This window comes from uncultured Granulicatella sp. (genome assembly GCF_963516875.1).
Lineage (GTDB): Bacteria > Bacillota > Bacilli > Lactobacillales > Aerococcaceae > Granulicatella.
Genome location: NZ_CAUQCL010000005.1, coordinates 1 through 24,330 on the forward strand (window position 1 = coordinate 1; position 24,330 = coordinate 24,330).

Genomic DNA, 24,330 nt, shown 5'->3' on the forward strand with positions numbered 1-24,330 from the left:
ACACTAAAATAGGGTTGGTAGATTTTCTCCATCAACCCTATAAATTATAGAACCAATTTTTAAAGGAGTTAAATATGACAATACTAGATGAACTGGAACAATATCCAAAGGAGTTCATCCAAAAAGGATATTCTGAAGAGATGAAGTACAAAGTCAAAGCAGACAAGAATTATTTTTTAAAAATTTCTCCTTTATCTTTTACTAAGAAGAAAGAATTAGAAGTAAAGTATATTTCAGCTTTAGAAAAAGAAATCAAATTTCCAAAATTAGTAGAAATGAAGTTTGAAACCAATTCAATTTTAAGTTTATACGAATGGATTGATGGAGTTGATATTAGAGATTATGCGTCTAAATTAACAGGAGAAGAACTTTATCAATATGCTATGCAAGCTGGAGCTTTTCTAAAGAAGATTCACTCGCTTTCTATTGAAGAATCTTCTGTAAATTGGCAAGAATATTATATACAGAAGTCAAAGAAAAAGATTCATTTTTTTAGAAAACTGAATAAGAATTTTGCAGAAATTGAAACGTTTATTAATTTTATCCAAAGTCATAAATCTTTATTAAAAGATAGACCCATTTCATTATGTCATGGAGATTATCATATTGGAAATATGATGATTGAATTAGAAACAAAGAAGCTCGTTATTATTGATTTTGGTTCTTTAGAGATTGGTGATCCTATGGAAGAGTTTAATCGTATGATTTGGAATGCTCAATTATCTGAAGAGTTTGCTACTGGTTTCGTTAATGGATATTTTGAAGGAGAGAAGATTCCTGATATATTTTGGAAATTAATGGCTTATTATATGGCTTGTGATGTTGTAGGCTCTATTCGTTGGGCTATTAATTTTGGAGATAATCAATTAGAGATTATGCTTAAAAGGGCAAAATTAGTTTTGGATTGGTTTGACGATTTTAAACGAGTAATTCCTAAGTTTTATAAAGGAAATAATTTTGAAAAGGAAGGTATTTTTTAATGAATATTCAACAATATAAACAAATGTTAGAGCAGCCATGGGGGAAAATTCAATATGAAATTACTTTTGCTCAATTAGAACATATTAAAGGAAAGAAAATTTTAGATTTTGGTTCAGGTTTTGGTTTAGTAAGTCAATTTTTAGCTCAAAATAATGAAGTCTTTGCGATTGAACCACAGGAAGAAATGTTATTTGCCTATTCAAATCATCGTTATGAAAAAATCTTAGGCAGCTTAGAGCAAGTTAAAAAATTTGAATCGGAAACTTTTGATATTGTTTTGTGTCACAATGTATTAGAGTATATTGATAAAGATTGTCGAGTGAACTATCTTTCTGAATTAAAGAGAGTATTAAAACGAAATGGGAAGTTATCCATTATTAAACATAATCAAGTTGGCAAAATTATGCAAGCAGTTGTCTTTTCTAATGATGTTGATCAAGCATTAGATTTATTAAATGGGGATGAATTTAGAAGTGTTTCTTTTTCTCAAGGAACAACGTATACCATTGATGAATTATTAGAAATGTCAAAAATGAAATTGGAAAACTATCAAGCTATCCGTACATTTTATAGTTTACAGATGAATGAAGTAAAAACGAAAGATAACTGGTTAGAAAAGATGACTGAAATGGAACTTGCAGTATGTAATTTGTATCCGTATAAAGATATTAGTTTCTTACAACATGTATGGCTAGTGAAGGAATAGAAATATATTTTCTTGTAAGTACCCATTACGTATGATAAAGTTTGATTATCAGAAAATATGAGGAGAAGTTTTATGAACAGAAATGAAGTTATAGAATTACAACATAAACGTTTTGCTGTAAAAAAATATGATCCGAATCGTCGTATTTCAGATGAAGATTGGGATACATTAGTGGAAGTAGGACGTTTAGCTCCATCATCTCTTGGTTTTGAACCTTGGAAAATGCTCCTATTAGAAAATAAGCAAATGAGAGAAGATTTGAAAGAAATGGCATGGGGAGCTATTAATAGTTTAGAAGCTGCAAGTCATTTTGTTATTTTCCTTGCTCGAAAAGGCGTTACTTATGATAGTCCGTATGTTGCAAAGTTGATGAAGGAAGTAAAAAATCGTGAGTATGATCCAACTTCACGATTTGCTGCTCGTGTGAAGAACTTCCATGAAATCGATGCAGCATTAAATGATGAAAGAACATTATTTGACTGGGCTAGTAAACAAACGTATATTCAAATGGCAAATATGATGTCTGCAGCAACACTTTTAGGTATTGATTCTTTACCGATTGAAGGATATAACAAAAAACAAGTAGAAGCTTATTTAAAAGATAAAGGCTACTTAAACACAGATGAGTTTGGTGTATCAGTCATGGCTAGTTTTGGATACCGTGATCAAGAGATTACTCCTAAACTTCGTTGGAATAAAGAAGCAATTTATGAGGTAATTGAATAATCTGTATATACAAATATATTATTGAAACTGTTTAGTGGATTGCTATGATTTACTAAACAGTTTTTATGTGCATGATTCTATATTAAATTTTTTTGAATGATGAGCTTCTTTTATTCAGAAAAGAGTTTTGAAATTTTAAACAAATCTTAACAAATTAAATTTCTAGATTAATTGTCAAATTGAATTTTTAATATAATAAAGTATTATTTGCATCATTTTTCAATGATATTTATTATTTATGATTTACCTAGAAAAAAATTGTAATGAAAATAATGAATGGAAAATTAAAAATCGGATTTATTCTTTATTGATAGTTTTAAAATTATTTTCAAGCAATAATTTTCTATAAAATCTAAGAATTAATCTTGATGCTCCTAATTTTTATTCTATAATGAAATTGAATAAAAATTAGGAGGGGTAAATATGTGTAGCATAGAAAAATTAGTATTGAGAATACAAAATGGCGATGAAGAAGAAGCCTTTGTTATTTTAGAAAACAAAGTAAAGCCTTTAATGTATAATATGTATTATCGTCATTTTTATTATTGTGTTGAATTAGAAGACTTTATGCAGGAAGCTAGTTTTTTACTTTATTATACAGCTCAAAAATTTGATTTTAAAAAAGGAAAATCATTTTTAGCTTATTTTCAACGTTCTTTAAAAAACTATGCTATTCAATTAATTCGACATGAACATCGTGAAAGAGTTGTTCCAGAAAAGTATTTATGTAAATATGATATTTCTAATCTTAAACATCATATTTCTGTAGAAGAAGAATTTTTATTAAAAGAAGAAATTCCTAGATATTGGGATTCTTTATCAGCATTTGAAAAAGCTGTATTCTATTTTTATACAAAAGGATATACTTTTGAACAAATAGCAGAAAAATCTAATAAATCCATACCAGCTATCAAAAGTGCTTTTAACCGTTGCCATAAGAAATTTAAATTATTTTACGAAAATATTCAAGAAAATAAAGAGTATTAAATTAATAAAATCATTATAACTTTCTCCATTATTACAAGAGGACTAATATTTATTATTAGCCTATTGTATGATATACTATACAAGGTATATTAGGTGTCGAAAGAGACACGAAAAGGAGGACCGTTTGTGGTTGCATTAAGTTTAAGAGCACAAAATATTGGTATTGATTTAGGGACAGCCAATACAATTGTTTATCTTGAAAATGAAGGAATTGTTACACGTGAACCATCAGTAGTTGCAAAAAATATAGTTACTGAAGAAATTATAGCTGTTGGTCAAAATGCATTTGATATGATTGGACGAACACCAGAAAATATTGTGGCAGTTAGACCAATGAAAGATGGTGTCATTGCAGATTATAATACAACAACTGCTATGTTAAAATATTTTGTACAATCGATTGTCGGTCGTTCTTTCTTTAAACCGATTGTTATGATTTGTGTACCAAGTGGAATTACGGATGTTGAGAAAAGAGCAGTATTAGATGCTACAAAATATGCTGGTGCTAAAGAAGCTTATGTGGTTGAAGAGCCATTTGCAGCAGCTGTTGGAGCAGGATTACCTGTACAAGATCCAACCGGTAGTATGATTGTTGATATTGGTGGTGGAACGACTGATGTAGCAACAATTTCATTAGGTGGAATTGTAAATAGTCAGTCTATCCGTATCGGTGGTGACGAATTAAATGAAGCCATTGTATTACATGTTCGTAAAAAATATAATTTATTAATTGGTGAAAGAACAGCTGAAGATTTAAAAATTCAATTAGGATCTGCTTCGGTAGAAAAATCATCTGCATATGGAAGTATGCAAGTTCGTGGACGTGATATGGTTTCTGGCTTACCAAGAATTATTGAAGTAGAAGCTGTTGAAATTGCAGAAGCAATGAGTGAAATTATAACTCAAATTATAGACGCAGTAAGAGATGTTTTAGAACAAACACCTCCAGAGATTGCCTCTGATGTCATTGATCATGGTATCGTATTAACGGGTGGTGGAGCCTTGTTAAGAAATTTAGCAGAAGTCATTTCTGACTATACACAAGTACCTGCATTTGTGGCAAATGATCCTCTGGATTGTGTAGCATTAGGAACGGGAAAAATTTTAGCAAATCCATTATTAATGAAAAAATAATGAAAAGGAGACTGAACAGTGAATCCAATATTTTCGAACAAGAAATTAATTGGTTGGGTTTTAGGTGGAATTGTAACGCTATTACTAATTACCTTTTCACTCACTGTTGGTAGTAATATTGTTTCGCAAGGTGTCAATGATGTGACAAATATTTTAGGACGCATGCTTGCTTATCCTGCCAATAGTGTCAATGATTTTATGGAAAGTATTTCCAATTTAACAAATACTTATCAAGAAAATCAGACGTTAAAACAAAAAGTAGAAACAATCTATGAATTAGAAGTTCAATTAAATGACTTAAAAAAAGATAATGAAAAAATGAAGGAAGCATTGAAGTTACAAGATACTTTAAATGAATATTCTTTAATAAATGCAACTGTAATTGCAAGAAATCCAGATACTTGGAGAGATATTGTTACTATTAATAAGGGAGCAAACGATGGATTAACTCCCCAAATGTCTGTTATGAGTGATAACGGACTAGTAGGGAAAGTGTTAGATGTGAATCCTACAAGTGCTAGAGTCGCTTTATTATCGAATAATGATAATACTTTAGTTCGTGTTGCAGCAATGATTCAAGGAGAAAAAGAATCCATTTATGGAACATTGACAGGATTTGACCATGAAAAAAATATTTTAATTATGAGCCAAATTCAAGCAACTCAAGAAATTAAAGTTGGGGATAAAGTTGTGACATCTGGTTTAGGTGGCGTTTCTCCAAGTTCTTTATATATAGGAACTGTTGAAGAAGTAGCAATGGATCGTTTTGGACTTTATAAAGAAGTTCGTATTAAACCAGCAGCAGATACAAATGATGTTCGTTATGTAACAGTGGTGAAGCGAACAAGTGAAAGTAGGACTGAATAATGCATACTTCAAAACGTATTTATTGGTTACCAATTTTGATGATAATTGCTTTTTTATTGGACGGAGTGATTATGAATCATTTTTCAGTATTTTTAATTGAATCAGGATATACTCTTGTTCCAAGAATTGTGGTGATTACATTAATCTTATTAACTTTTATTATAGACCATTCTAGTATGTTTTGGTTTGCAGTAATGGTTGGTTTTATGTATGATAGCTACTATTCTGGTATTTTAGGAGTTTATATGGCAATCTTTGCTGTTATTATTCGAGTCATTGGTCATATTAGAGGGAAAATTAGTATCAATCCTTTCACACTAGGATTAGCTTTAATTTTCTTGTTAACCATTACTGAAACAGGAGTATATATCATTTATACATTAATTGGAATTCAACATCTCTCAGTGCAACAATTTTTAGTTCAACGATTAGCGTCAAGTTTAATTTTGAATATTGTATTGTATTATGTATTATATATTCCTTTGAAAAAATTCGCTTTATGGGTACAATCTGGGATTTCTCATGAGAAAATTTCATTGCGAGCTACTCGAAGAAATCAAGGGAATTCTTATCATTATCATTAAACTGAGGCCGGTATTTTGCCGGCTTTTTATGTACGAACATATGTACGAAAAAACTAGAAGAAAACGTTCTAGTTGTGCTATAATAAAAGAGAAAAAGGAGGTATAATGATGAGCAATTTATATGATACAGCGAATCAATTAGAACGTGAACTTCGTCAATCAGATGAGTTTGCTGCAGTGAAGGTAGCATTTGAAGCAGTACAACAATCTGAAGAAGCAAAAGCTTTATTTGAAGAGTTCCGTGATATGAATGTAAAATTTCAACAAAAACAAATGAGTGGTGAAGAATTGACTGAAGAAGATATGAATTATGCAAATGATTTATATCAAAAAGCAAGTTCTAATGAAGCTATTCAAACATTAATGCAAGCAGAACAACGTTTAAATGTGATGATGCAAGATATTAATCGCATTTTAACGACTTCATTACAAGAATTATATCAATAATTATATTGATCGAAACGGTCTTATTGATTTTTAGCCTATGAATAAAATTCATAATGGACTAGAAGTGAATAGACCGTTTTATTTTATAGATAAGGAGTTCTTATGATTCGCTTTATTCATTGTGCCGATATACATTTAGGGAGCCCCTTTACAGGGCTTCAACAAAAAAATAGTTCAATTGCATTTCAAGCCATTGAAGCTACTAAAAGAGCCTTTTTAACCCTAATTGAAACAGCCATTCGATTTCATGTTGATTTTGTACTGATTTCGGGGGATATTTTTGATTCTAGTCATCAACACATTCAGGAAAAAAACTTTTTAAAAGAACAATTTCAACGGTTAGCTCAAGAAGGTATTTATACTTATTTAATTCATGGAAACCATGATTATGGAATGTTTAATGAAGAGTGGAATAATGATTTTGTAAAAGTTTTTAAAAGGGATGTTTCAACGGAAATACTCACAACTTTATCTGGAGAAAGTATTGCTATTAGTGGGTTTAGTTATGATATAAGATGGATTAATGAGTGTATGGCGTTACAATTTCCAATGAGAAATTCATTTGTAGATTATCATATTGGTATGTATCATGGACAAACTCGCACAACAGCTGATTCATCAACAGTATATGCTCCTTTTAAGATTAGTGACTTAGAGCAACTTCATTATGATTATTGGGCTTTAGGACATATTCATCGAGCGATGGATTTAAATTCTAATGGAAGAATAGCTTACTCTGGTACGATTCAAGGGAGAAGTTTTAAAGAACTCGGAGAGAAAGGATTCTATGTAGTTACTCTAAATAAAACTTTACCAATGAATCGAGAATTTATTTCCTGTAATCCTATTGAATGGATGGAATTAGAATTTTTAATGGAGGAAGTTTATTCAATAGAACAAATTGTGTCGCAGCTGTATAGCGAAATTTTAAAGCAAAAATGGAATGATGATAAGACCTATTTATTAAAATTCATTTTAATAGTAACTAGAGGTTTTAACCAATCGTGGTTGAAATTAATTGAAGAGATGTTGCAAAAAGAACTTTCAATTAAGTGTAAAAATTTAAATTTAATAGAAATTACGATTGAATTTAAAAAGGTTAAAATTAATAGTCAACTAAGTATTGAATTACTAGAAGATGAAGAAAGCCATCAAAAGCGCTTGAAAGATATTCAAATGATTGCCCAGCAACATACATTGTTAGCAAAATATTTTTCAAAGGAAATGAATAGCAATCAATTTCATCATAAAATCATTCAAAGAGCAAAAATATTAATCGAAATGAATAGGGAAGTAGGTGATGAGAATGTACATTAATCGGATAGAAATTTTTGGATATGGAAAATGGTCTAACGTGAGAATGGATTTTCATCAACAACTTCAAATTTTTCAAGGGGAAAATGAATCAGGTAAATCAACCTTACGTTCCTTTATTCAACATGTATTGTTTGGCTTTCCAAAGAAAGTAGCTGGGAAATATCCATATGAACCTCACCATGGAGGAGTAATGGGTGGGAGAATTTGGTTAGATGAAACGGATGAAGGTTCATTAGTCATCGAACGATATATTAAGAATGGAAAATTGTGTTTTCGATGTGAAACTACTTCAGAAAAAAGTTTATCTGAAGAAAGATGGAAACAATTGCTTTTTCAAATGGATGAAAAACAATATGTACAAGTTTTTGGATTTAATAAAGAGCAATTAGATCAATTTCATTTTTCTTCAATGGAGGAAATGGATCAGTTTCTTTACAGTGTTAGTTTAACAGGTAGTGAAGAGTGGATGAAATTATCTACCAGTTTACAAAAACAAGCAGAATCAATTTTTACACCTAAAGCTGTTAAAAGAATGATGAATCAACAATTACAACAATTGGATTTACAAATGATAAAAATTGAAGAATTAGCACAAAATAATGAAATATATGAAGAAATGATTCAAAAGTCTGAAAATATAAAAAAAGAGATACAAAATCACTCGCAAAAGATACAAAAAAATCAGGAAGATGATAGAGTTTTCCAATTATTATACTCTCATTGGAGTAGTTATGAAAGATGGAAAGAATTAAGGAATAAAATTCATATGAATCAGAAAGATACATGGGATTCAGAGTGGAAATATGAATTAGAGCGAAATCAATTAGATTTTGAATGGAACGAACAACAACTCCATGAATTACAACAGAAGTATCATTTGTGGAAACAAAGACAGCAAAGTGAGCAATTATTAAAAGAAGATGCAAGATGGTCAAGTTTACTAAATCTTTTTTTAATGGAAGATGAAATAGAAGAGAAAATTCTGCTCAGAAAGAACTTAAAAATAGAATTGGATGAATTAAAACAAACGATTGAAAAAGAAGAAGAACTGTGGAATGTTTATCATCAAAATCTTCCCTTAAAAATGACGGATAGAGATATTGAACGATTAAAAGAAATGCTTCATCAAGAAAAATCTCTGACATTTAAAGAGTTAGAATTAGAAAGTCAAATGAATCGACTAAAACAGGAAGCAGAAAAGCTCAACAATCACTCTAATAGGAAACATTCTACACAAAATAGGTTTAATGCTAGTGGACTGTTGATGATTAGTGGTTTAGTAACGATTCTTATATCTCTAATGTTACTATCAAATCCATTACTAAAAGGGTTCGGAATGATTATTGGACTTCTTATAGGATGTTCAAGTTTGCTGTATGGAAAGAATTTTATTCATGAAAAACAAATGGAGAATTATTTTTCAAAAAAATTAGAAGAAATTCAAGAAGAATTAGATAGATATACGTTACAAAGTAAACAAAATCAAGAAGAGGTAGAAAAGATTAAAAAGGAATTTTCTCATTGGAAAAAAGAATTTGGGTATGCTGATTCAAAAATTTCAGTTGAACAGCTATGCCAAGGAGATGTTTTAAAATCACTTCGATATTTCGTTCAGCAAAGTCAAACAAAAGAAGAGAAACTTCAACAGATTGAAAGTGAAATAAATCAGCTACAGACGAATTGGCGTTGGGTTTTTGAAGTTAGAAAAGAAACGATTCCAAATACAATTGAAATGGAATGGAAAATATTGAAGAAGATGATTCAAGAAGTTCAAAATTCTTATCAAAAAGAACTTCTTCAAATGAATGAAGGCTTAAAATTACAGGAACAGATTCAACAATTGTATTGCGATAAGCAATTATTAGAAATTCAAAAGACAACACTTTTTAAGATGGCAAATGTTCAAACAGCTGAAGAATTTTATGAAAAAGAAGCAGTATTTGAAAGGAATCGATTGTTGATTCAAGAATATCATCAGTTACAGCAGCAATTAAAACCTTATTTAGAAAAATTAGAAGAGATAAAAAGTGAAGAAGATTTAGAATGTAAAATTGAAGTTATTCAACAATCTTTATTCACACTTCTTCAAAAAAATCAATTCTTATTAGAAGAGCAAGCTAAGTTAGGGCAACAGATTCATTATTTAGTAACAGATGGAACTTATCATGAACAGCTGATTCAGTTTGAATTATGGAAGACAGAGGTGGAAGAACAACTAGTAGATTGGGCAAGTCATTTATATGCTTCAAAATGGATTTTAGAAAGTTTACAAAAACAGTTACCTTCGCAAACGAATGAAGTAATACAAGTAGCTAGTGAGTATTTGAATCGTTTAACCCAAGGTAGATATCAAACGATTCAAATGAAAAATATGAAAATAGCAGTACAAAATCAGGATGAAAAATGGTTTTTGGCTAGTGAATTATCAAGAGGGACTTTAGACCAATTATTAATAAGTATTCGCTTAGCTTTTATTAGAAATTTATCCTCTAAAATTTCATTGCCTATTCTAATTGATGATGGTTTTGTGAATTTTGATAGTGTACGTAAAAAGATTATGTTACAATTAATTAAAGAGCTTTCACATAAAGTACAAGTTGTTTATTTTTCATTAGATGAGGAACCTTTTATGATTGCAGAGACACCTGCTAGTTTAATAAGGTTACTAAGATAGAAAGAAGAGGAATACATGGTAAAAAAATTATATGATTATGCAGTAGATGAATCATTTGAGTTGTTTTTATTAATTAAAACAGCCGATGTAAGATTAGCCAAAAATGGGAAACCATTTTTAGCTTTTACATTCCAAGATAAGTCAGGACAAATGGATGGCAAATATTGGTCTGCAACTCCAGAAGAAATTGAGCGTTTTTCATCAGGTAGTATTGTTTATCTGGTAGGTAAAAGAGAAATTTTTAATGGGATGCCACAAATTAAAATTACAGGACTACGTTTATCTAGACCTGAAATGGGAGAACCAAGTGATGTTTCAGATTTCTTAGAACATGCTCCAATGAAAAGAGAAGAAATGGAAACAGAATTAAATACTATTTTATTTGAAATTATTAATCCAGTAATGCGAAGAATCGTACATAAAATTTTAGGGAAATATCAACAAGATTTCTTTGAGTATCCAGCAGCTAAACGTCACCATCATGCATTTGCAGGAGGTTTAAGTTATCATACTTTATCTATGTTACGATTAGCAAAATCCATTGCGGAACAGTATCCAGAAGTAAATCGTTCATTATTATTATCAGGTGTTTTATTACATGATATCGGGAAGATTATTGAATTGTCAGGTGCAGTAGGAACTGAATATACTCTAAAAGGAAAATTGATGGGGCATATTGTTCTAATGGATGAAGAAATTACGAAAGCGTGTGAAGAGTTAGATATTGATCAAAGCCATGAAGATGTTATCTTATTAAAACATTTAGTATTAGCACACCATGGTAAATTAGAATATGGATCTCCAGTTCGTCCATTATTATTAGAAGCAGAGATTTTACATCATGTAGACTTGATGGATGCAAGTGTCACAATGATTACATCAGCTTTACAAAAGACAGAACCAGGACAATTTAGTGAACGAATTTTTGGTCTGGACAATCGAACATTTTATAAACCACGTACTGTAGAGTAGAAAATAAAAGTCTGTTTATCAGACTTTTATTTTTTTTGAGCAAAACTATTTACAAAATGAAAAAAGAGGTATATGATACTAACTGTAATTTAAAATATTACATTTAAAGAAAGGTGATTCATATGTCAAAAAACGTTAAAAATATTATTATTGGATTTGGTAAAGCAGGTAAAACAATTGCTGCTTACTTAGGAACACAAGGAGAAGAAACAGTCTTAATTGAAAAATCTCCTGTAATGTATGGTGGTACATGTATTAATGTTGGATGTATCCCAACTAAAAAAATTGCAACTGCAGCAGCTCGCAAAAAATATAGCCAAGTAGACAATGCAGTTTACTATCAAAAATCTATTCAAGAGAAAAAAGCATTAATTGCAGCTTTAAATCAAGCAAACTACCAAAAAGTTAATTCTGCTCCAAATGTAACAATTGTAGATGGATTTGGTCGTTTTGTAGATGAACATACAGTTGCTGTTGATACAGCAAATGGTGTAGAAGAATATGTAGCAGAAAGAATCTTCATTAATACAGGTGGTACTCCATTTATCCCACCAATCGAAGGATTAAAAGTTGGAGGACCAATTCACACAAATGAAACAATTATGGATTTAGAAGAATTCCCAGAATCAGTTGTAATTGTTGGTAGTGGATTTATTGGATTAGAATTTGCAGCAACATATGCACAATTCGGTTCAAAAGTAACAGTAGTAGATGTATTTGATGCATTTATTCCTCGTGAAGATGATGATGTTGCTGCAGCAGTTAAAGAACGTTTAGAAGAAATGGGAGTTACTTTTGAATTAGGAATTTCTGTTAAAAAAGTAGAAACAGAAGGAAATAAAGCAACAGTTTACTATGCTAAAAATGATGAAGAAAAATCACTTGTTGCAGATGCAGTATTAGTAGCAACAGGTAGAAAACCAAACATTCAAGGCTTAGATTTAGAAAAAGCAGGTGTTGAATTATCTGAACGTGGTGCTATTAAAGTAAATGAATTTTTACAAACAAATAAACCACATATCTTCGCATTAGGTGATGTAAATGGTGGACCTCAATTCACATTTATCTCATTAGATGACTTCAGAATCGTGAAAAACTTCTTAGCAGGAAATAAAGAATATTCAACTAAAGAACGTTCATTAATTCCAACTTCAACATTTATTAGCCCTACATTATCAAGTGTTGGTTTAAATGAAAAAGCAGCACAAGCAGCAGGGATTCCTGTGAAAGTTGCTAAGTTACCAATGGCTGCTGTTCCAAAAGCAAAAATTTTAGGAAATCAAGTAGGATTCTACAAAGTTTTAGTACATGAAGAAACAAATGAAATTGTTGGGGCAACATTATTTGCTGAAGAGTCTCATGAAGTGATTAATATCATTGCTACTGCGATTAAAGCAAAATTACCTTATACTGCATTACGTGATCAAATCTTCACTCACCCAACAATGGCAGAAGCATTAAATGATGTATTTGGATTAATCAAATAGAGGAATCAAAATGGGAAACGACTTTATAGTTATCATCCATTGTTTAACGTATTTATCTGTTCATCATGATAGAAGATTTTCTAGTCAACAATTAGCACATAATGCATGTAGTAATCCTGTTATAGTTAGAAAAGTGATGAGTTTAGCTTCTTCTAAAGGATATGTAGATGTTGTAAATGGAGCTAATGGTGGTTATAAAATTCAAGCAGATCCAAAAGAGATTTTATTAGGAGATTTATTTCTTCTAGTAGGAGAAGATAAACGATTAAAAAAACAATATCAATCCTCTTTGGATGAAGTTTGTCTCGTAGCCAATCATATTTGTGGAGTTTTTTCAGACTTGCAAGACGAACAAATTAAAAATCAACTAGAATTTTATCAAAAACAGAGTATACTAGATGTAGTTGAAAGATTACAAAGAAAGTCAGAAAAAAATTAGATTAGGATTATCTTTAAGGAGTGAGTTTAATGGAATTTGTAAAAGAAGAAAATGCCTTTAGACATTATAACGCTTCAGGTGAAGTGGATGCAGAAATTACATTTCAAGTGGAAAATGATGTGTTCATTGCGGATCATACTTTTGTAGATCCAACTTATAGAGGCCAAGGAATTGGAAAATTATTAGTAGATAAATTAGCGGATTATGCAAGGGAAAATCAGAAGAAAATCCATCCAACATGTTCATATGTCGTTAATTTATTTAAAAAATATGACGAATATCATGATGTGAAAATATAAAAAAAGTTATTTTTTCATAAAAACAACACAAAAAATTCATAAAAAATTCATAATTGACCTTTATTATACAGACATACCCAATAAAACACCTAAGGTTTACTTCTCCCAAATAAAAAATGAACTCCCAACATTTTTTATTAGTAAACCCTCCTAACCTTTTCCCGTTGTTAGAAATAGCAACGGGTTTTTTGGTTGTAAAAATCATTACAGAATCATTAAAATTTAATCATAAGTGTTGGAAGTTATGAAAAGAAATAGTATAGTTAATTATTATAAGAATTAAGGAGAAATTATGGAAAATCATTATTATACAAAAAATCCAGAGAGCATTAGCCATCAAAAACATTGGACGTATCGTTTGAAAGGAAATACTCTTTCTTTTACAAGTGATAATGGAGTTTTCTCAAAACATACGGTTGATTTTGGGAGCGAATTGTTAATAGAGTCTTATGACATTCCTGAGCAGTTTCAAAAAGCAAGTTTATTGGATATTGGGTGCGGATATGGTACCATGGGACTTGCTTATGGAAAAGCTTATCCTGAATTATCTATCGAAATGATTGATGTCAATGAACGTGCTTTATTATTAGCAAGAGAAAATGCCAATAAAAATGGTATTCATAATGTAGATATACATGAAAGTAATTTGTATGATGCAGTAAAAAAATCTCAATATGAAATCATTATTAGTAATCCTCCGATTCGTGCAGGAAAAACAGTTGTGCATACCATTTTAGAAAAAGCTTATGATTATTTAGCAGAAAATGGTCAATTAGTCATTGTGATTCAAAAAAAACAAGGAGCTCCAAGTGCGCAAAAGAAAATGGAAGAAGTATTTGGAAATTGTGAAAGAATTCAGTGGGATAAAGGATATTGGATTTTAGTAAGTACAAAAATGTAAAGGAGATTATTATGACAAAAACAGAAAAGATGAATAAGCAAAAAAGAAAAAAAGGATTCAATTGGAGAATATGGGTTGCTGGACTATTATTTATTATTGCTGGAGTATTATTTGCAGCAGGACCAATTCGTTCGTATATGTTAGCACAATTCCAAGCAGAACATGCTGTACAATTAAGTAAAGTAACTGCAGCTGAAGTAAAAGAAAATGAAACTCAAGAAGCAGAGTTTGATTTTTCAACAGTAGAAGCTTTAGATTTACAAGCAGTTGTAAAAGCTAAAATGGATACTTCTAAATTTTTAACATTAGGGGCCATTGCAGTACCAAGTGTTAATTTAAATTTACCGATTTATAAAGGGATTTCCAATCCTGTATTATTAGCTGGTGCGGGAACTTTAAAACCAACTCAAAAAATGGGTGAAGGAAATTATGCGCTAGCAAGTCACCACTATTTTTCAGATGAACGTTTATTATTCTCTCCATTAGTTAAATTAAAAGTTGGAGATAAAATTTATTTAACAGATATGGAATATGTCTATGAATATGAAACTACAAGTATTGATTTAGTGGAAGCTTATCAAGTAGAAGTCATTTATGATGTTCCAGGAAAAACTGAAATTACTTTAATTACATGTGATGATTTAGAAGCTTCTCATCGTTACAGCTTTAAAGGAAAATTCGTTTCAAAAACACCAATTAGTGATGTTACTGAAGATGTAAAACAAGCTTTCAATATTGACTTTACAACATTATAAAGAAGGTGGATCCGTTGGCAACAATTAAGGATATCGCAGAAAAGGCAGGAGTTACGAAAAGTACTGTTTCGAGATTTTTAAATGGCGGATCGATTAGTGTAGAAACAGCACAAAAAATTGAAAAAGTAATAAAAGAAGAAAATTATATCCCTAGTCCGTTTGCTCGTAGTTTAAAAGCAAAGTTAAGTTCGATTATTGGTGTTATTGTCCCAAGAGTTGATTCTGCAGCAACGGCTCAGACTTTAATTGGTATTGAAGAAATTACTGAAACATTAAACTATATTTCGATTGTGAATAATGCTAGACAAGATAACCAAAGAGAAATCCGAGCAATTGAAGAATTTGCTAGAAATAAAGTTGCTGGAATTATATTAGTTGCTACTGAAATAACACCTGAACATATTAAAACGATTAAAAATTGTCCAGTTCCTGTCGTAATCGTTGGTCAAGAACATCATGAAATTTATAGTATCATTCACGATGATTACCAAGCAGGCTTTGAATTAGTCGAAAATCTTGCTGAACTTGGTTATCATGAATTAACGTATGTGGGTGTTTCAAAAAGAGATCATGCTGTTGGAGTTGTTCGGAAAGAAGGGATTTTTTCAGGAGCAAAAGTTCATCAATTTGAGCGAATGGAACAGTTGGAAGGAGATTTCTCCACTCAAAAAGCATTAAAAATAGGAATGGACTTGTTTAAAGATGAAACTCATCCTTTAGTTATTGCTGCAACTGATAATATTGCTGTCGCTTTAATGAAGGCGGCACAACAGTGTGGAAGAAAAATTCCTGAAGAAGTTGCGATTGCAGGTTTTGGTGGATATGAGATTGGTCAATTTATGAATCCTACATTAACAACTGTCGAATATCAGTTCAAAGAAGCTGGAAGAGTTTCAATGAAAGTTCTAGAAAAATTAATCCATAACATTCCATGTGAGATGAAAACAATGATACCTACTCATGTAAAATTAGGAGACAGTACAAAAAAAGCTAGAAATTAGGGAAATCCTAATTTCTAGCTTTTTTATAAGGTTCAACATGGATATCAATAAACTGAATGCCAAACAACTCTTCTAATTCGATTTCAATTTCTTCTGTTACTTCATGACTTTTCCATACAGTTAAATTTGGATCCATACAAACTGTTAAATCTATATAAATATTTGAACCATATCGTCTTGCTTTAATTTCTTCAACACTTTTTACTTCTGGGTGAGCAAGGATTAGCGATTGATAAGTTTTAATTTCTTCTGGTTCAAATCCATCTGTTAATTGGAAGGTACTTTCTTTAAAAATATCAAATGCTGTTTTTAAAATCATGATTCCAACAACCAATGCCATCAAACCATCTAACCAAGTAAAACTTAACTTTGCTGCTAAAATAGCAATGGAAGTAGAAAGACTTGTTAATGCATCACTAAGATTATCTTTAGCAGCTGCTTTTAATCCTAGTGAATTAATTTTTATAGCTAGTGAATTATTATAACGATATACTCCAAACATTAAAACTGCTGACACCCCGCCAATAATAGCAGTGATTAATGATGGGGGTTCCTGGACAGGATATATGAAGTTATTCCATGCATCTCGAATTACCTCTAATCCAATAATACACATCATAAATGAAGTGATTAGACTAGCTAAAGTTTCAAATTTCCAATGACCATATGGGTGATTTTTATCGGCAGGTTTTTGAGAAATTTTTAATCCGATGAATACAAGAATAGAAGATAAGACATCAGTAAAGTTGTTTAATCCATCGGCAAAGAGTGCTTGAGAGAAAAATAATTTTCCAACTATTAATTTACTAGATGAAAGTAGGATATAAGTGATAATACTAAGGATAGCTCCTTTTTCTGCCTGCTTTAATCGTTGAGTAGCATTCATGTTATTTCCTCCATTCTGTAAAAGTTATTATAAAATTATAACAAAAAAAGAGTGAAAATAAAAATTAAATGCTATGGAAGATAGTTTTATATGAAAATATAGATGAAAATGACATAAGAAATCTTTTATTTTGACTATCTCTTAAGGAATTCTTTTGGTATAATAAAATCAATCGAAACGAAAGAGAGTGAAGTAAATGGCAACAGCATTAATTGTATATGCTAGTTTAACAGGAAACACAGAAGAAATTGCAGATATTTTAGCAGAATCATTAGAAGAACAAGGAGTAGAAGTAGATATTAAAGAATGTACTTCCGCTACAGCTGATGAATTTCATGACTATGATATTTGTGTAGTCGCAACTTACACTTATGGTACAGATGGTGATTTACCAGATGAAATCGTTGATTTTTATGAAGAATTAGAAGAGGAAGATTTATCAGGAAAAATCTATGGAGCACTAGGTTCTGGAGATACATTCTATGATAAATTCTGTCAATCAGTATTAGATTTTGATGAACAATTTGCTAAAACAGGTGCAACAAAAGGTGCAGAAAATGTATTAGTAGATTTAAATGCAGAAGAAGAAGATGTGAAAAATATTGAAGCTTTTGCAAAAAGTTTAGTAGAAAAATTAGGATAGAAGAGAAGGTAACAGTTTGGAAAAGAACTGTTACTTTTATTTATGGAGAAAAAAAGATGTATCAAACAATTGAAGGGATTGCGGAATATTTAGAAGTAGATATTGCGTATGTATTATATTTAATTCGTGAAAAACAAATTTCTACGATTACAGTCGATGATGAAGTCCTCATTAATCGATCTCAATTTGATTTTTTTATAAAGCAACGTCAAAAAATGATTGAAGAATATCAAAAATACTTAGATGAGCCGATTCCAGAAGATATTGATATTAAGGATGAGGATTAAAAAAAGGTTGCCAAGATAGGCAGCCTTTTTTGATTAAATTATACTTTTTTCTTAAACATTTGATACAAGTAGGTATTTCTTGTAAGTAATTTTCATCAAAAAATTTCATAGAGTAGCACCCTAGAACCATGGAAAAGTAGTAAAAATAGTTGTTATCCGAGTTGATTAAAAAAATCCCTGATTTCCTCATCTTTTATAAAATAATATATAATTTTCCCCTCTCTTCTAGTGTCCAAGATGTTTTGATTGGCTAGTTTACGAAGATGGTGGGATGCAGATGCCATACTGAGATCTAGTAAACAGGCTATATCACAGACACAGAGTTCTTCAACAGCAAGAAGATAGAAGATGATATTTATCTGTTTATTATCGGTAAATTTTGTTAAAATGCGAAGTGATTTTTGGACTTTTTCCTTTTCAAGGTAGTTCGTTGCGGTTGTAATATTTTGCTGATTTATAACATTCACTTGGCAGATACTATCTTTTTTCATAATATTTTCTCCTAGCCTAATATAGTCCATAGTATGTCAAAACTGTTATTTTCAATCAGGATATATATCCCCAATCCTAAATAAACAACGGCAATAAACCATCTGCTATATTTTTCCAAAGTTTCTCCAACAGAAGGGACTTGTGCCAATTTTTGGGCAGAAAAAACCAAGAGATAAATCATGACTAGAAAGGTAAGTAAAGCTACTATCAAATTTGCTAAATTTAAGGTAGTAAAATATGGGACAAAGACACCAATATTGTCAGCACCACAACTTGCAAAAGTAATCATAGCGACTAGAAAAATCAGGTTTTTATTATCTTTGCGCAAACCATCTTTTGCAATAGCTTCTCCATCAGAATCTCCTAAAAGCAAAACTTTGAGACCTAGGAAAATTGGAATCAAACCGAGTAAACCTAAAATCTCTTTACTAGGAATATAATTTAAGACAAATGCAAAAAGCAAACTTAGCAATATTAGACTACCAGAGCCTAGAAATTGTCCTAAATAGATGTTGATAATGTCTCTTCTGCTTTTTCTTTTGGCAAAAAATAACATTAGGATAATTAGTAAGTCTACGGCTGTCCCAGAATATAGGATTATTGAAGTAATAACATTTTGGATCATAAAACACCTCATTCAAATATATTTTTGAATGTATTGTAATATTAAACTTTGTAGATGTCAACCTTTAACTCCACCAAGATATAGATAAGAAGTTGGTGTACCAAACATTAAAAAGCCCTGCCATCGAAATGATAGCAGGGCTTAACTTCAATATCCAAATAATAGATTTATCTAAAAAAGATAGAGTAAATCTATTATTTTAAGTAAGCAGCAGCTTGTGCTCCAGCTTGACGTCCAAAGATAATGATGTCAGCTACAGCGTTACCACCGATACGGTTAGCACCGTGAACTCCACCAGTTACTTCACCAGCAGCGTATAATCCGTTGATAACTGAACCGTCTTCTTTTAATACTTGAGCGTTAGTATTAATTTTCAAGCCACCCATTGTGTGGTGAATACCAGGTGCGATTTGGATTGCGTGGAATGGACCAGTTGTTAAGTCGTGATCCATAGCAGTTGAACGACCAAATTCGCTATCTTTTTTATCAGCAACAGCTTTGTTCCAAGCTTCTAAAGTTGCTTTTAAGTTTTCAGCAGGTACACCAATTTCTTTTGCTAAGCCTTCTAAAGTATCAGCAGTTTTTACTAAACCACGTTTTTCATAGAACTTAACAGCTTTAGCACGATCAGTTAATGCATTATCTAAAATTAAGTATGCATATTTTTCTGGTAATCCGATAATTGCTTGAGATACTTTATCACGAGTTTCCATTTCATTGAAGAAACGTTTACCTTCTTGGTTCACAAGGATAGCACCTTCACCACGAACTGATTCAGAAATTAATGTTGAAGTTGATTGTTCAACAGTAGGGTGGATTTGGATTTCTCCCATATCTACAGTTGCAGCGCCAATTTCTTTTGCTAATACGATACCGTCACCAGTTGAACCTTTTTGGTTTGTTGTTACAAAACCGTTTAATTCAGGTTTGTATTCAGTAACCATTTCCATATTTGCACCGAAACCACCAGTTGTTAAAACAACAGCGTTTGAAGCAATTGTTTTTTCTTGTCCATCGATTGTAACGTTAACACCTGTAACTTTACCATCTTTTTCGTTCACTTTGTTTACAACAGCATTTACGAAAAGTGGGATTTCACGTTCTGAAGCATTACGTAATAATCCAGCAACTAAGTATTCACCTACAGCTGAACCATCAGCAGGACGGTGAGTACGTTTTTCGCTCATACCACCAGTAGTTGTTAAGTTACTTAATGTAATTCCCATAGAATCTAACCAATCAATCGCTGAAGCAGAGTTGTCTACTAAGTAGTGTAATAATTCAGGATTGTTTGTTCCATGTCCACCTTTTAAAGATTCTTCATAGAATTTATCGTTTGAATCTTTAATTCCTTCAGCTTCTTGGAATTTAGTTTGAGAGGCATTCATCCCTGCAGAAGATTTAGTTGTATTTCCTCCTGCTGTTGCCATTTTTTCTAAAATAACTGGGTTTTTACCTGCTTCTTTCGCTTGGATAGCAGCTGATAAACCAGCACCACCAGAACCAACGATTACAACATCATAGCTGTCTTTTAATGTTGAAGGATCAGCATATTTTTGAGCAGATGCACTAGCAACAGCTTCTGTTTTAGTTGTCTCCTTTGTTGTTTTTGTAGTACTACTATTTCCGCAAGCAGATAATAATAGAACTGAGGCGAAGGCTAAACTAGCCATAAGACTTTTCTTCATCTCTATTCTCCTTTTTGTGAAAAATTATTTTTGCCTTAAATATCCTATCATAATTTTCATGTTTTTACAATATTTTACAAAAGTGTTACAAAAAATATTTCATTTTCAAAAAAAGTTGTTGACATTTGATATAAATCAGTGCATAATAACCACATCAAGCGAAAAGGAGTTAGGAACATGCATCAAGTATTAGTCTTACAATTGAATACTCGTTGGCAAAGCCACTAGATACAGGTTGTTCTTAACGTACATTTTGTACATATAGATACAACCTTCATTGACGTGAAATTGTATCTATGTGGAAATTTAAACATGAATGAACTCGACCACGTAGATCTAATAAAATAGAACCTACGTGGTCTTTTTGTATTAATAAAGAGACCCAAAGCGGTCTCTTTTTTCTTTATCGAGTTCATTCAAAGAAGTTTTATTTACACTGGAGGAATTTTTTATGAAAAAAAATAAAGGAATTTTAGGATTTGCATTAGTATTATTAGTCGTATTATTAGGATCATTAGTTTACAATACAGTACAAAAATCATCTCAAAAAACAACAAATACACAACAAACAGCACAAACAATAACACAAGATAAAAAAGTAAAATTAGGGGTATTACAATTATTAAGTCACCCAGCATTAGATGCTATCTATAAAGGTATTCAAGATGAATTAGCTAAAGAAGGATATGAAGCAGGTAAAAACTTAGAAATTGATTTCCAAAATGCACAAGGTGACCAAAGTAACTTAGCATCAATGAGTGAAAAATTAGTTTCTAACAAAAATGATGTGATTGTTGGGATTACAACACCTGCGACATTATCATTAGCAAATGTTACAAAAGATATTCCAATCGTAATGGGTGGGATTACTTATCCAGTAGAAGCAGGATTAATTAAAGATGAGAAAAAACCAGGAAACAACATCACAGGTGTTAGTGACCGTACACCAATTAAACAACAATTAGAAATTATGAAACAAGTTGTTCCAACATTAAAAACAGTAGGTATTTTATATACATCAAGTGAAGATAACTCAGTAAAACAAGCTAAACAAGCAGAAGAAGATGCAAAAGCTTTAGGGTTAGAAGTAAAAGTAGCAACAATTGCAAACACAAACGATATTCAACAAGTAACTGAAAGTTTAGCAAGCCAAGTAGAAGCAATCTTTGTTCCAATCGACAATACAATTGCAAGTGCAATGGCTACAGTTGTAAAAGCAACAGATGCTAAAAAAATTCCAGTATTCCCTTCAGCTGATACAATGGTTGCTGACGGTGGAGTATTAGGTTTAGGTGTGGATCAATACCAAATTGGTGTAGAAACAGCTAAAATGGTTGTAGAAGTATTAAAAGGTGCTAAACCAGCAGATACACCAATTAAATTAGCAAATGAAGGTGTCATCTACTTAAATGAAGAAAAAGCGAAAGAATTAGGAATTACAATTCCAGCAGATATTGCTCAAAAAGCACAAAAAGTTACTGCTAAAAAATAACAAATAGTAAGACGTCGTCTAGAGAAAAAACATATATGATTGAGGGATTGGGCAAGAAAATTGTCCACCCTCAATATTTATTCAAAAGAATACTCATAATGATAGCTAATATGGATGGAATAAGGTATAGTAGTCATTGAGTTTCACATACATAGATTTTATAGAAAAGGAAGGGAAATATGGATTTAGTAATCTCAGCAATTTCTCAAGGGATACTTTGGGGGATTTTATCATTAGGTTTATTTATTAGTTTTCGAATTTTAAATATTGCAGATATGACAACAGAGGGAAGCTTCCCATTAGGGGCAGCCACTTGTGTGATGTGTATTCAACACGGGGTACATCCACTTTTAGCTACATTCATTGCCATGTTTGTTGGAGCGTTAGCAGGATATGTCACAGGATTTTTAATTACCGTTTGTAAATTACCTAGCTTATTAGCTGGAATTTTAACAATGACAGGTTTATTATCCGTGAATTTAAGAATTATGGGTCGCCCGAATTTATCCTTATTAAATTATAAAACGATTTTTAGTTTTTTAGAGGGAATGGAGTTACCGAAGTATTTTGATATTATTTTAATCGGAATTGTATTTGTCGGGATTCTAATCGTAGCGATGTATGTCTTTTTTGCAACTGAAATTGGGCAAGCATTAATTGCTACAGGGGATAATGAAAAAATGGCGATTTCTCTTGGAATTAATACAAGTCAAATGACGGTATTCGGCTTAATGATGTCGAATGCGTTAATTGCAATGGCGGGAGCTGTTTTAGCCCAAAATAATGGTTATGCAGATGTGAACTCCGGTTTAGGAACTATTGTTATTGCGTTAGCAGCGATTATTATTGGAGAAGTGATTTTTGCGGATGAATCATTCGTAGGAAGATTAGTATGTATTATTTTTGGTTCGATTATTTATCGTTTATTACAAGCATCGATTTTACGATTAAATATTTTTGATCCAAATGATTTCAAATTATTATCTGCAGCATTAATTGCTATTTGCTTAACAATTCCACAAATTAAACAAGCGATTTATAAAATTAGTCATCGTAAAAGTGTACAATAGGAGGTAGAAGATGGATATTAGAATTGAAAATGTTCATAAAACATTTTACCCAAATACAAATAGAAGTCATGATGCATTAATCGATATTAATCTAACAATTCATAAAGGGGATTTTATTACAATTGTTGGAGGAAATGGTGCAGGGAAATCAACCTTTTTAAATGCCATTTCAGGAAGTTTCCCATTAGATAAAGGACATATTTATATGGGAGATGCAGCAGTTGAACAAACAGCAGAATACGAACGAGCAAAATATATTAGTCGTGTTTACCAAAATCCATTGCAAGGAACAGCGCCTCGTATGACCGTTGCTGAAAATCTTTCGTTAGCTTTAAGAAGAGGATTAAAACGTGGATTGAAAAAAGGCTATACAGCTGAAGAATTAGAACAATTTAAAGCATTATTAACTCCTTTACAATTAGGATTAGAAGAACGATTAGATGCAGAAATTGGATTATTATCTGGTGGGCAAAGACAGGCAGTTTCATTATTAATGGCAACATTACGAACTCCTGAATTATTATTACTAGATGAACATACTGCTGCATTAGATCCAAAAACACAAAGAAAAATTATGCAATTAACAAAGGAAATTATTGAAGAAAAACAGTTAACTGCTTTAATGATTACGCATAATTTATCAGATGCTTTAAGATATGGAAACCGTTTAATGATGATGCATCGTGGAAAAATTATTCGAGTTTTTGAAAAAGAAGAAAAAGATGCACTAACAGAAGAAAAATTATACCAATTGATGGCAGAATTAGATGAAGCAGATTTCAATCAAGAAGCTTAATAATAGAAAGGCAGACAGTCGTAACAAGTGTCTGTCTTTTTTTGCATAGAAATTTATCTTCATTTTAGATTTGC

The 24,330-nt window shown here is 31.2% G+C and carries 26 protein-coding genes and 1 pseudogene; 23 read left to right on the top strand and 4 right to left on the bottom strand.

Features of this window, described 5'->3' with window-relative positions; genetic code table 11:
* Window positions 1-74: 74 nt before the first annotated feature.
* The 17 genes from RWM24_RS03350 to RWM24_RS03430 all read left to right on the top strand — a co-directional run bounded on the left by RWM24_RS03350 (window position 75) and on the right by RWM24_RS03430 (window position 16,277).
* Window positions 75-980 carry an aminoglycoside phosphotransferase family protein gene (locus tag RWM24_RS03350; RefSeq protein ID WP_314111524.1) on the top strand — a complete coding sequence of 302 codons (906 nt, stop codon included), beginning with the start codon at window positions 75-77 and terminating at the stop codon, window positions 978-980.
* Window positions 980-1,687, top strand: a complete 708-nt coding sequence (locus tag RWM24_RS03355) for a methyltransferase domain-containing protein (RefSeq protein WP_314111527.1) — start codon at window positions 980-982, stop codon at window positions 1,685-1,687. The genes RWM24_RS03350 and RWM24_RS03355 overlap by 1 nt, the downstream gene beginning before the upstream one ends.
* A gap of 72 nt (window positions 1,688-1,759) precedes the next feature.
* A complete protein-coding gene (locus RWM24_RS03360) occupies window positions 1,760-2,413 on the top strand; it encodes an NAD(P)H-dependent oxidoreductase (RefSeq protein WP_314111529.1) in 654 nt (217 codons plus the stop codon).
* Window positions 2,414-2,836: 423 nt separating this feature from the next.
* A complete protein-coding gene (locus tag RWM24_RS03365; RefSeq protein WP_314111532.1) occupies window positions 2,837-3,400 on the top strand; it encodes a sigma-70 family RNA polymerase sigma factor in 564 nt (187 codons plus the stop codon).
* Window positions 3,401-3,526: 126 nt separating this feature from the next.
* Window positions 3,527-4,534: a rod shape-determining protein gene (locus RWM24_RS03370; protein ID WP_006703093.1), complete on the top strand. Its 1,008-nt coding sequence runs from the start codon at window positions 3,527-3,529 to the stop codon at window positions 4,532-4,534.
* Window positions 4,535-4,552: 18 nt separating this feature from the next.
* The gene (gene mreC / locus RWM24_RS03375) at window positions 4,553-5,401 is read left to right on the top strand and encodes a rod shape-determining protein MreC (RefSeq protein ID WP_314111535.1); all 849 of its coding nucleotides are present in this window, start codon (window positions 4,553-4,555) and stop codon (window positions 5,399-5,401) included.
* Complete coding sequence (gene mreD, locus RWM24_RS03380) at window positions 5,401-5,985, top strand: rod shape-determining protein MreD (protein ID WP_314111538.1); 585 nt, start codon at window positions 5,401-5,403, stop codon at window positions 5,983-5,985. The genes mreC and mreD overlap by 1 nt, the downstream gene beginning before the upstream one ends.
* A 108-nt stretch (window positions 5,986-6,093) precedes the next feature.
* Window positions 6,094-6,432 carry a YlbF family regulator gene (locus tag RWM24_RS03385; protein WP_314111540.1) on the top strand — a complete coding sequence of 113 codons (339 nt, stop codon included), beginning with the start codon at window positions 6,094-6,096 and terminating at the stop codon, window positions 6,430-6,432.
* A gap of 102 nt (window positions 6,433-6,534) precedes the next feature.
* Entirely contained in the window at window positions 6,535-7,749 is a 1,215-nt protein-coding gene (locus RWM24_RS03390; protein WP_314111543.1) for a DNA repair exonuclease, read from the top strand.
* On the top strand, window positions 7,733-10,423 hold the full coding sequence (locus tag RWM24_RS03395; protein WP_314111546.1) for an AAA family ATPase: 2,691 nt from the start codon (window positions 7,733-7,735) through the stop codon (window positions 10,421-10,423). Before RWM24_RS03390 ends, RWM24_RS03395 begins: the two co-directional genes overlap by 17 nt.
* A gap of 15 nt (window positions 10,424-10,438) precedes the next feature.
* Window positions 10,439-11,395 carry an HD domain-containing protein gene (locus RWM24_RS03400; RefSeq protein ID WP_314111548.1) on the top strand — a complete coding sequence of 319 codons (957 nt, stop codon included), beginning with the start codon at window positions 10,439-10,441 and terminating at the stop codon, window positions 11,393-11,395.
* 122 nt (window positions 11,396-11,517) lie between these two features.
* On the top strand, window positions 11,518-12,882 hold the full coding sequence (locus tag RWM24_RS03405; protein WP_314111549.1) for an FAD-dependent oxidoreductase: 1,365 nt from the start codon (window positions 11,518-11,520) through the stop codon (window positions 12,880-12,882).
* 10 nt (window positions 12,883-12,892) lie between these two features.
* Complete coding sequence (locus tag RWM24_RS03410) at window positions 12,893-13,321, top strand: Rrf2 family transcriptional regulator (protein WP_314111551.1); 429 nt, start codon at window positions 12,893-12,895, stop codon at window positions 13,319-13,321.
* A 29-nt stretch (window positions 13,322-13,350) separates the two neighbouring features.
* Window positions 13,351-13,620 (top strand): GNAT family N-acetyltransferase, encoded by a 270-nt coding sequence (locus tag RWM24_RS03415; protein ID WP_314111554.1) that lies wholly within the window; start codon window positions 13,351-13,353, stop codon window positions 13,618-13,620.
* A 292-nt stretch (window positions 13,621-13,912) separates the two neighbouring features.
* Window positions 13,913-14,521 (top strand): class I SAM-dependent methyltransferase, encoded by a 609-nt coding sequence (locus RWM24_RS03420; RefSeq protein ID WP_314111557.1) that lies wholly within the window; start codon window positions 13,913-13,915, stop codon window positions 14,519-14,521.
* Between the two features lie 11 nt (window positions 14,522-14,532).
* Window positions 14,533-15,276, top strand: coding sequence for a class A sortase (locus RWM24_RS03425; RefSeq protein ID WP_314111560.1), 744 nt, complete (start codon window positions 14,533-14,535; stop codon window positions 15,274-15,276).
* A gap of 14 nt (window positions 15,277-15,290) precedes the next feature.
* Complete coding sequence (locus tag RWM24_RS03430; protein ID WP_314111563.1) at window positions 15,291-16,277, top strand: LacI family DNA-binding transcriptional regulator; 987 nt, start codon at window positions 15,291-15,293, stop codon at window positions 16,275-16,277.
* A gap of 7 nt (window positions 16,278-16,284) precedes the next feature.
* Here the strand turns inward: RWM24_RS03430 and RWM24_RS03435 are convergent, their stop codons facing one another.
* The gene (locus RWM24_RS03435) at window positions 16,285-17,163 is read right to left on the bottom strand and encodes a cation diffusion facilitator family transporter (protein WP_314111566.1); all 879 of its coding nucleotides are present in this window, start codon (window positions 17,161-17,163) and stop codon (window positions 16,285-16,287) included.
* A gap of 196 nt (window positions 17,164-17,359) precedes the next feature.
* Between RWM24_RS03435 and RWM24_RS03440 the strand changes: the two genes are divergently transcribed.
* Both RWM24_RS03440 and RWM24_RS03445 read left to right on the top strand, forming a co-directional pair.
* Window positions 17,360-17,806, top strand: coding sequence for a flavodoxin (locus tag RWM24_RS03440; RefSeq protein WP_006703079.1), 447 nt, complete (start codon window positions 17,360-17,362; stop codon window positions 17,804-17,806).
* 56 nt (window positions 17,807-17,862) lie between these two features.
* Window positions 17,863-18,093, top strand: coding sequence for a hypothetical protein (locus tag RWM24_RS03445; protein WP_314111568.1), 231 nt, complete (start codon window positions 17,863-17,865; stop codon window positions 18,091-18,093).
* 152 nt (window positions 18,094-18,245) lie between these two features.
* Here RWM24_RS03445 and cadX read toward each other — a convergent pair whose 3' ends face one another.
* On the bottom strand, window positions 18,246-18,584 hold the full coding sequence (cadX, locus tag RWM24_RS03450; protein WP_314111571.1) for a Cd(II)/Zn(II)-sensing metalloregulatory transcriptional regulator CadX: 339 nt from the start codon (window positions 18,582-18,584) through the stop codon (window positions 18,246-18,248).
* Between the two features lie 11 nt (window positions 18,585-18,595).
* The gene (locus tag RWM24_RS03455; RefSeq protein WP_314111573.1) at window positions 18,596-19,210 is read right to left on the bottom strand and encodes a CadD family cadmium resistance transporter; all 615 of its coding nucleotides are present in this window, start codon (window positions 19,208-19,210) and stop codon (window positions 18,596-18,598) included.
* 28 nt (window positions 19,211-19,238) lie between these two features.
* On the opposite strand from RWM24_RS03455, the pseudogene RWM24_RS03460 reads away from it, so the two are divergent.
* Window positions 19,239-19,413 (top strand): annotated as a pseudogene (locus RWM24_RS03460) (FanG protein).
* Here the strand turns inward: RWM24_RS03460 and RWM24_RS03465 are convergent.
* The gene (locus RWM24_RS03465; protein ID WP_314111576.1) at window positions 19,405-20,898 is read right to left on the bottom strand and encodes a flavocytochrome c; all 1,494 of its coding nucleotides are present in this window, start codon (window positions 20,896-20,898) and stop codon (window positions 19,405-19,407) included. The pseudogene RWM24_RS03460 and the gene RWM24_RS03465 overlap by 9 nt on opposite strands.
* A gap of 451 nt (window positions 20,899-21,349) precedes the next feature.
* Here RWM24_RS03465 and trpX point away from each other — a divergent pair, with 451 nt between their 5' ends.
* The 3 genes from trpX to RWM24_RS03480 all read left to right on the top strand — a co-directional run bounded on the left by trpX (window position 21,350) and on the right by RWM24_RS03480 (window position 24,256).
* Window positions 21,350-22,390 carry a tryptophan ABC transporter substrate-binding protein gene (trpX, locus tag RWM24_RS03470; protein WP_314111579.1) on the top strand — a complete coding sequence of 347 codons (1,041 nt, stop codon included), beginning with the start codon at window positions 21,350-21,352 and terminating at the stop codon, window positions 22,388-22,390.
* A gap of 179 nt (window positions 22,391-22,569) precedes the next feature.
* Entirely contained in the window at window positions 22,570-23,460 is an 891-nt protein-coding gene (locus RWM24_RS03475; protein WP_314111581.1) for an ABC transporter permease subunit, read from the top strand.
* A 10-nt stretch (window positions 23,461-23,470) separates the two neighbouring features.
* The gene (locus RWM24_RS03480; RefSeq protein ID WP_314111584.1) at window positions 23,471-24,256 is read left to right on the top strand and encodes an ATP-binding cassette domain-containing protein; all 786 of its coding nucleotides are present in this window, start codon (window positions 23,471-23,473) and stop codon (window positions 24,254-24,256) included.
* Window positions 24,257-24,330: the final 74 nt, after the last annotated feature.

Bases quoted from the DNA above. Each gene is read 5' to 3' on its own strand.
- RWM24_RS03350 (WP_314111524.1), top strand. From the start codon at position 75: ATGACAATACTAGATGAACTGGAACAATATCCAAAGGAGTTCATCCAA.
- RWM24_RS03355 (WP_314111527.1), top strand. From the start codon at position 980: ATGAATATTCAACAATATAAACAAATGTTAGAGCAGCCATGGGGGAAA.
- RWM24_RS03360 (WP_314111529.1), top strand. From the start codon at position 1,760: ATGAACAGAAATGAAGTTATAGAATTACAACATAAACGTTTTGCTGTA.
- RWM24_RS03365 (WP_314111532.1), top strand. From the start codon at position 2,837: ATGTGTAGCATAGAAAAATTAGTATTGAGAATACAAAATGGCGATGAA.
- mreD (WP_314111538.1), top strand. From the start codon at position 5,401: ATGCATACTTCAAAACGTATTTATTGGTTACCAATTTTGATGATAATT.
- RWM24_RS03385 (WP_314111540.1), top strand. From the start codon at position 6,094: ATGAGCAATTTATATGATACAGCGAATCAATTAGAACGTGAACTTCGT.
- RWM24_RS03390 (WP_314111543.1), top strand. From the start codon at position 6,535: ATGATTCGCTTTATTCATTGTGCCGATATACATTTAGGGAGCCCCTTT.
- RWM24_RS03395 (WP_314111546.1), top strand. From the start codon at position 7,733: ATGAGAATGTACATTAATCGGATAGAAATTTTTGGATATGGAAAATGG.
- RWM24_RS03400 (WP_314111548.1), top strand. From the start codon at position 10,439: ATGGTAAAAAAATTATATGATTATGCAGTAGATGAATCATTTGAGTTG.
- RWM24_RS03405 (WP_314111549.1), top strand. From the start codon at position 11,518: ATGTCAAAAAACGTTAAAAATATTATTATTGGATTTGGTAAAGCAGGT.
- RWM24_RS03410 (WP_314111551.1), top strand. From the start codon at position 12,893: ATGGGAAACGACTTTATAGTTATCATCCATTGTTTAACGTATTTATCT.
- RWM24_RS03415 (WP_314111554.1), top strand. From the start codon at position 13,351: ATGGAATTTGTAAAAGAAGAAAATGCCTTTAGACATTATAACGCTTCA.
- RWM24_RS03420 (WP_314111557.1), top strand. From the start codon at position 13,913: ATGGAAAATCATTATTATACAAAAAATCCAGAGAGCATTAGCCATCAA.
- RWM24_RS03425 (WP_314111560.1), top strand. From the start codon at position 14,533: ATGACAAAAACAGAAAAGATGAATAAGCAAAAAAGAAAAAAAGGATTC.
- RWM24_RS03435 (WP_314111566.1), bottom strand. From the start codon at position 17,163: ATGAATGCTACTCAACGATTAAAGCAGGCAGAAAAAGGAGCTATCCTT.
- RWM24_RS03440 (WP_006703079.1), top strand. From the start codon at position 17,360: ATGGCAACAGCATTAATTGTATATGCTAGTTTAACAGGAAACACAGAA.
- RWM24_RS03445 (WP_314111568.1), top strand. From the start codon at position 17,863: ATGTATCAAACAATTGAAGGGATTGCGGAATATTTAGAAGTAGATATT.
- cadX (WP_314111571.1), bottom strand. From the start codon at position 18,584: ATGAAAAAAGATAGTATCTGCCAAGTGAATGTTATAAATCAGCAAAAT.
- RWM24_RS03455 (WP_314111573.1), bottom strand. From the start codon at position 19,210: ATGATCCAAAATGTTATTACTTCAATAATCCTATATTCTGGGACAGCC.
- RWM24_RS03465 (WP_314111576.1), bottom strand. From the start codon at position 20,898: ATGAAGAAAAGTCTTATGGCTAGTTTAGCCTTCGCCTCAGTTCTATTA.
- trpX (WP_314111579.1), top strand. From the start codon at position 21,350: ATGAAAAAAAATAAAGGAATTTTAGGATTTGCATTAGTATTATTAGTC.
- RWM24_RS03475 (WP_314111581.1), top strand. From the start codon at position 22,570: ATGGATTTAGTAATCTCAGCAATTTCTCAAGGGATACTTTGGGGGATT.
- RWM24_RS03480 (WP_314111584.1), top strand. From the start codon at position 23,471: ATGGATATTAGAATTGAAAATGTTCATAAAACATTTTACCCAAATACA.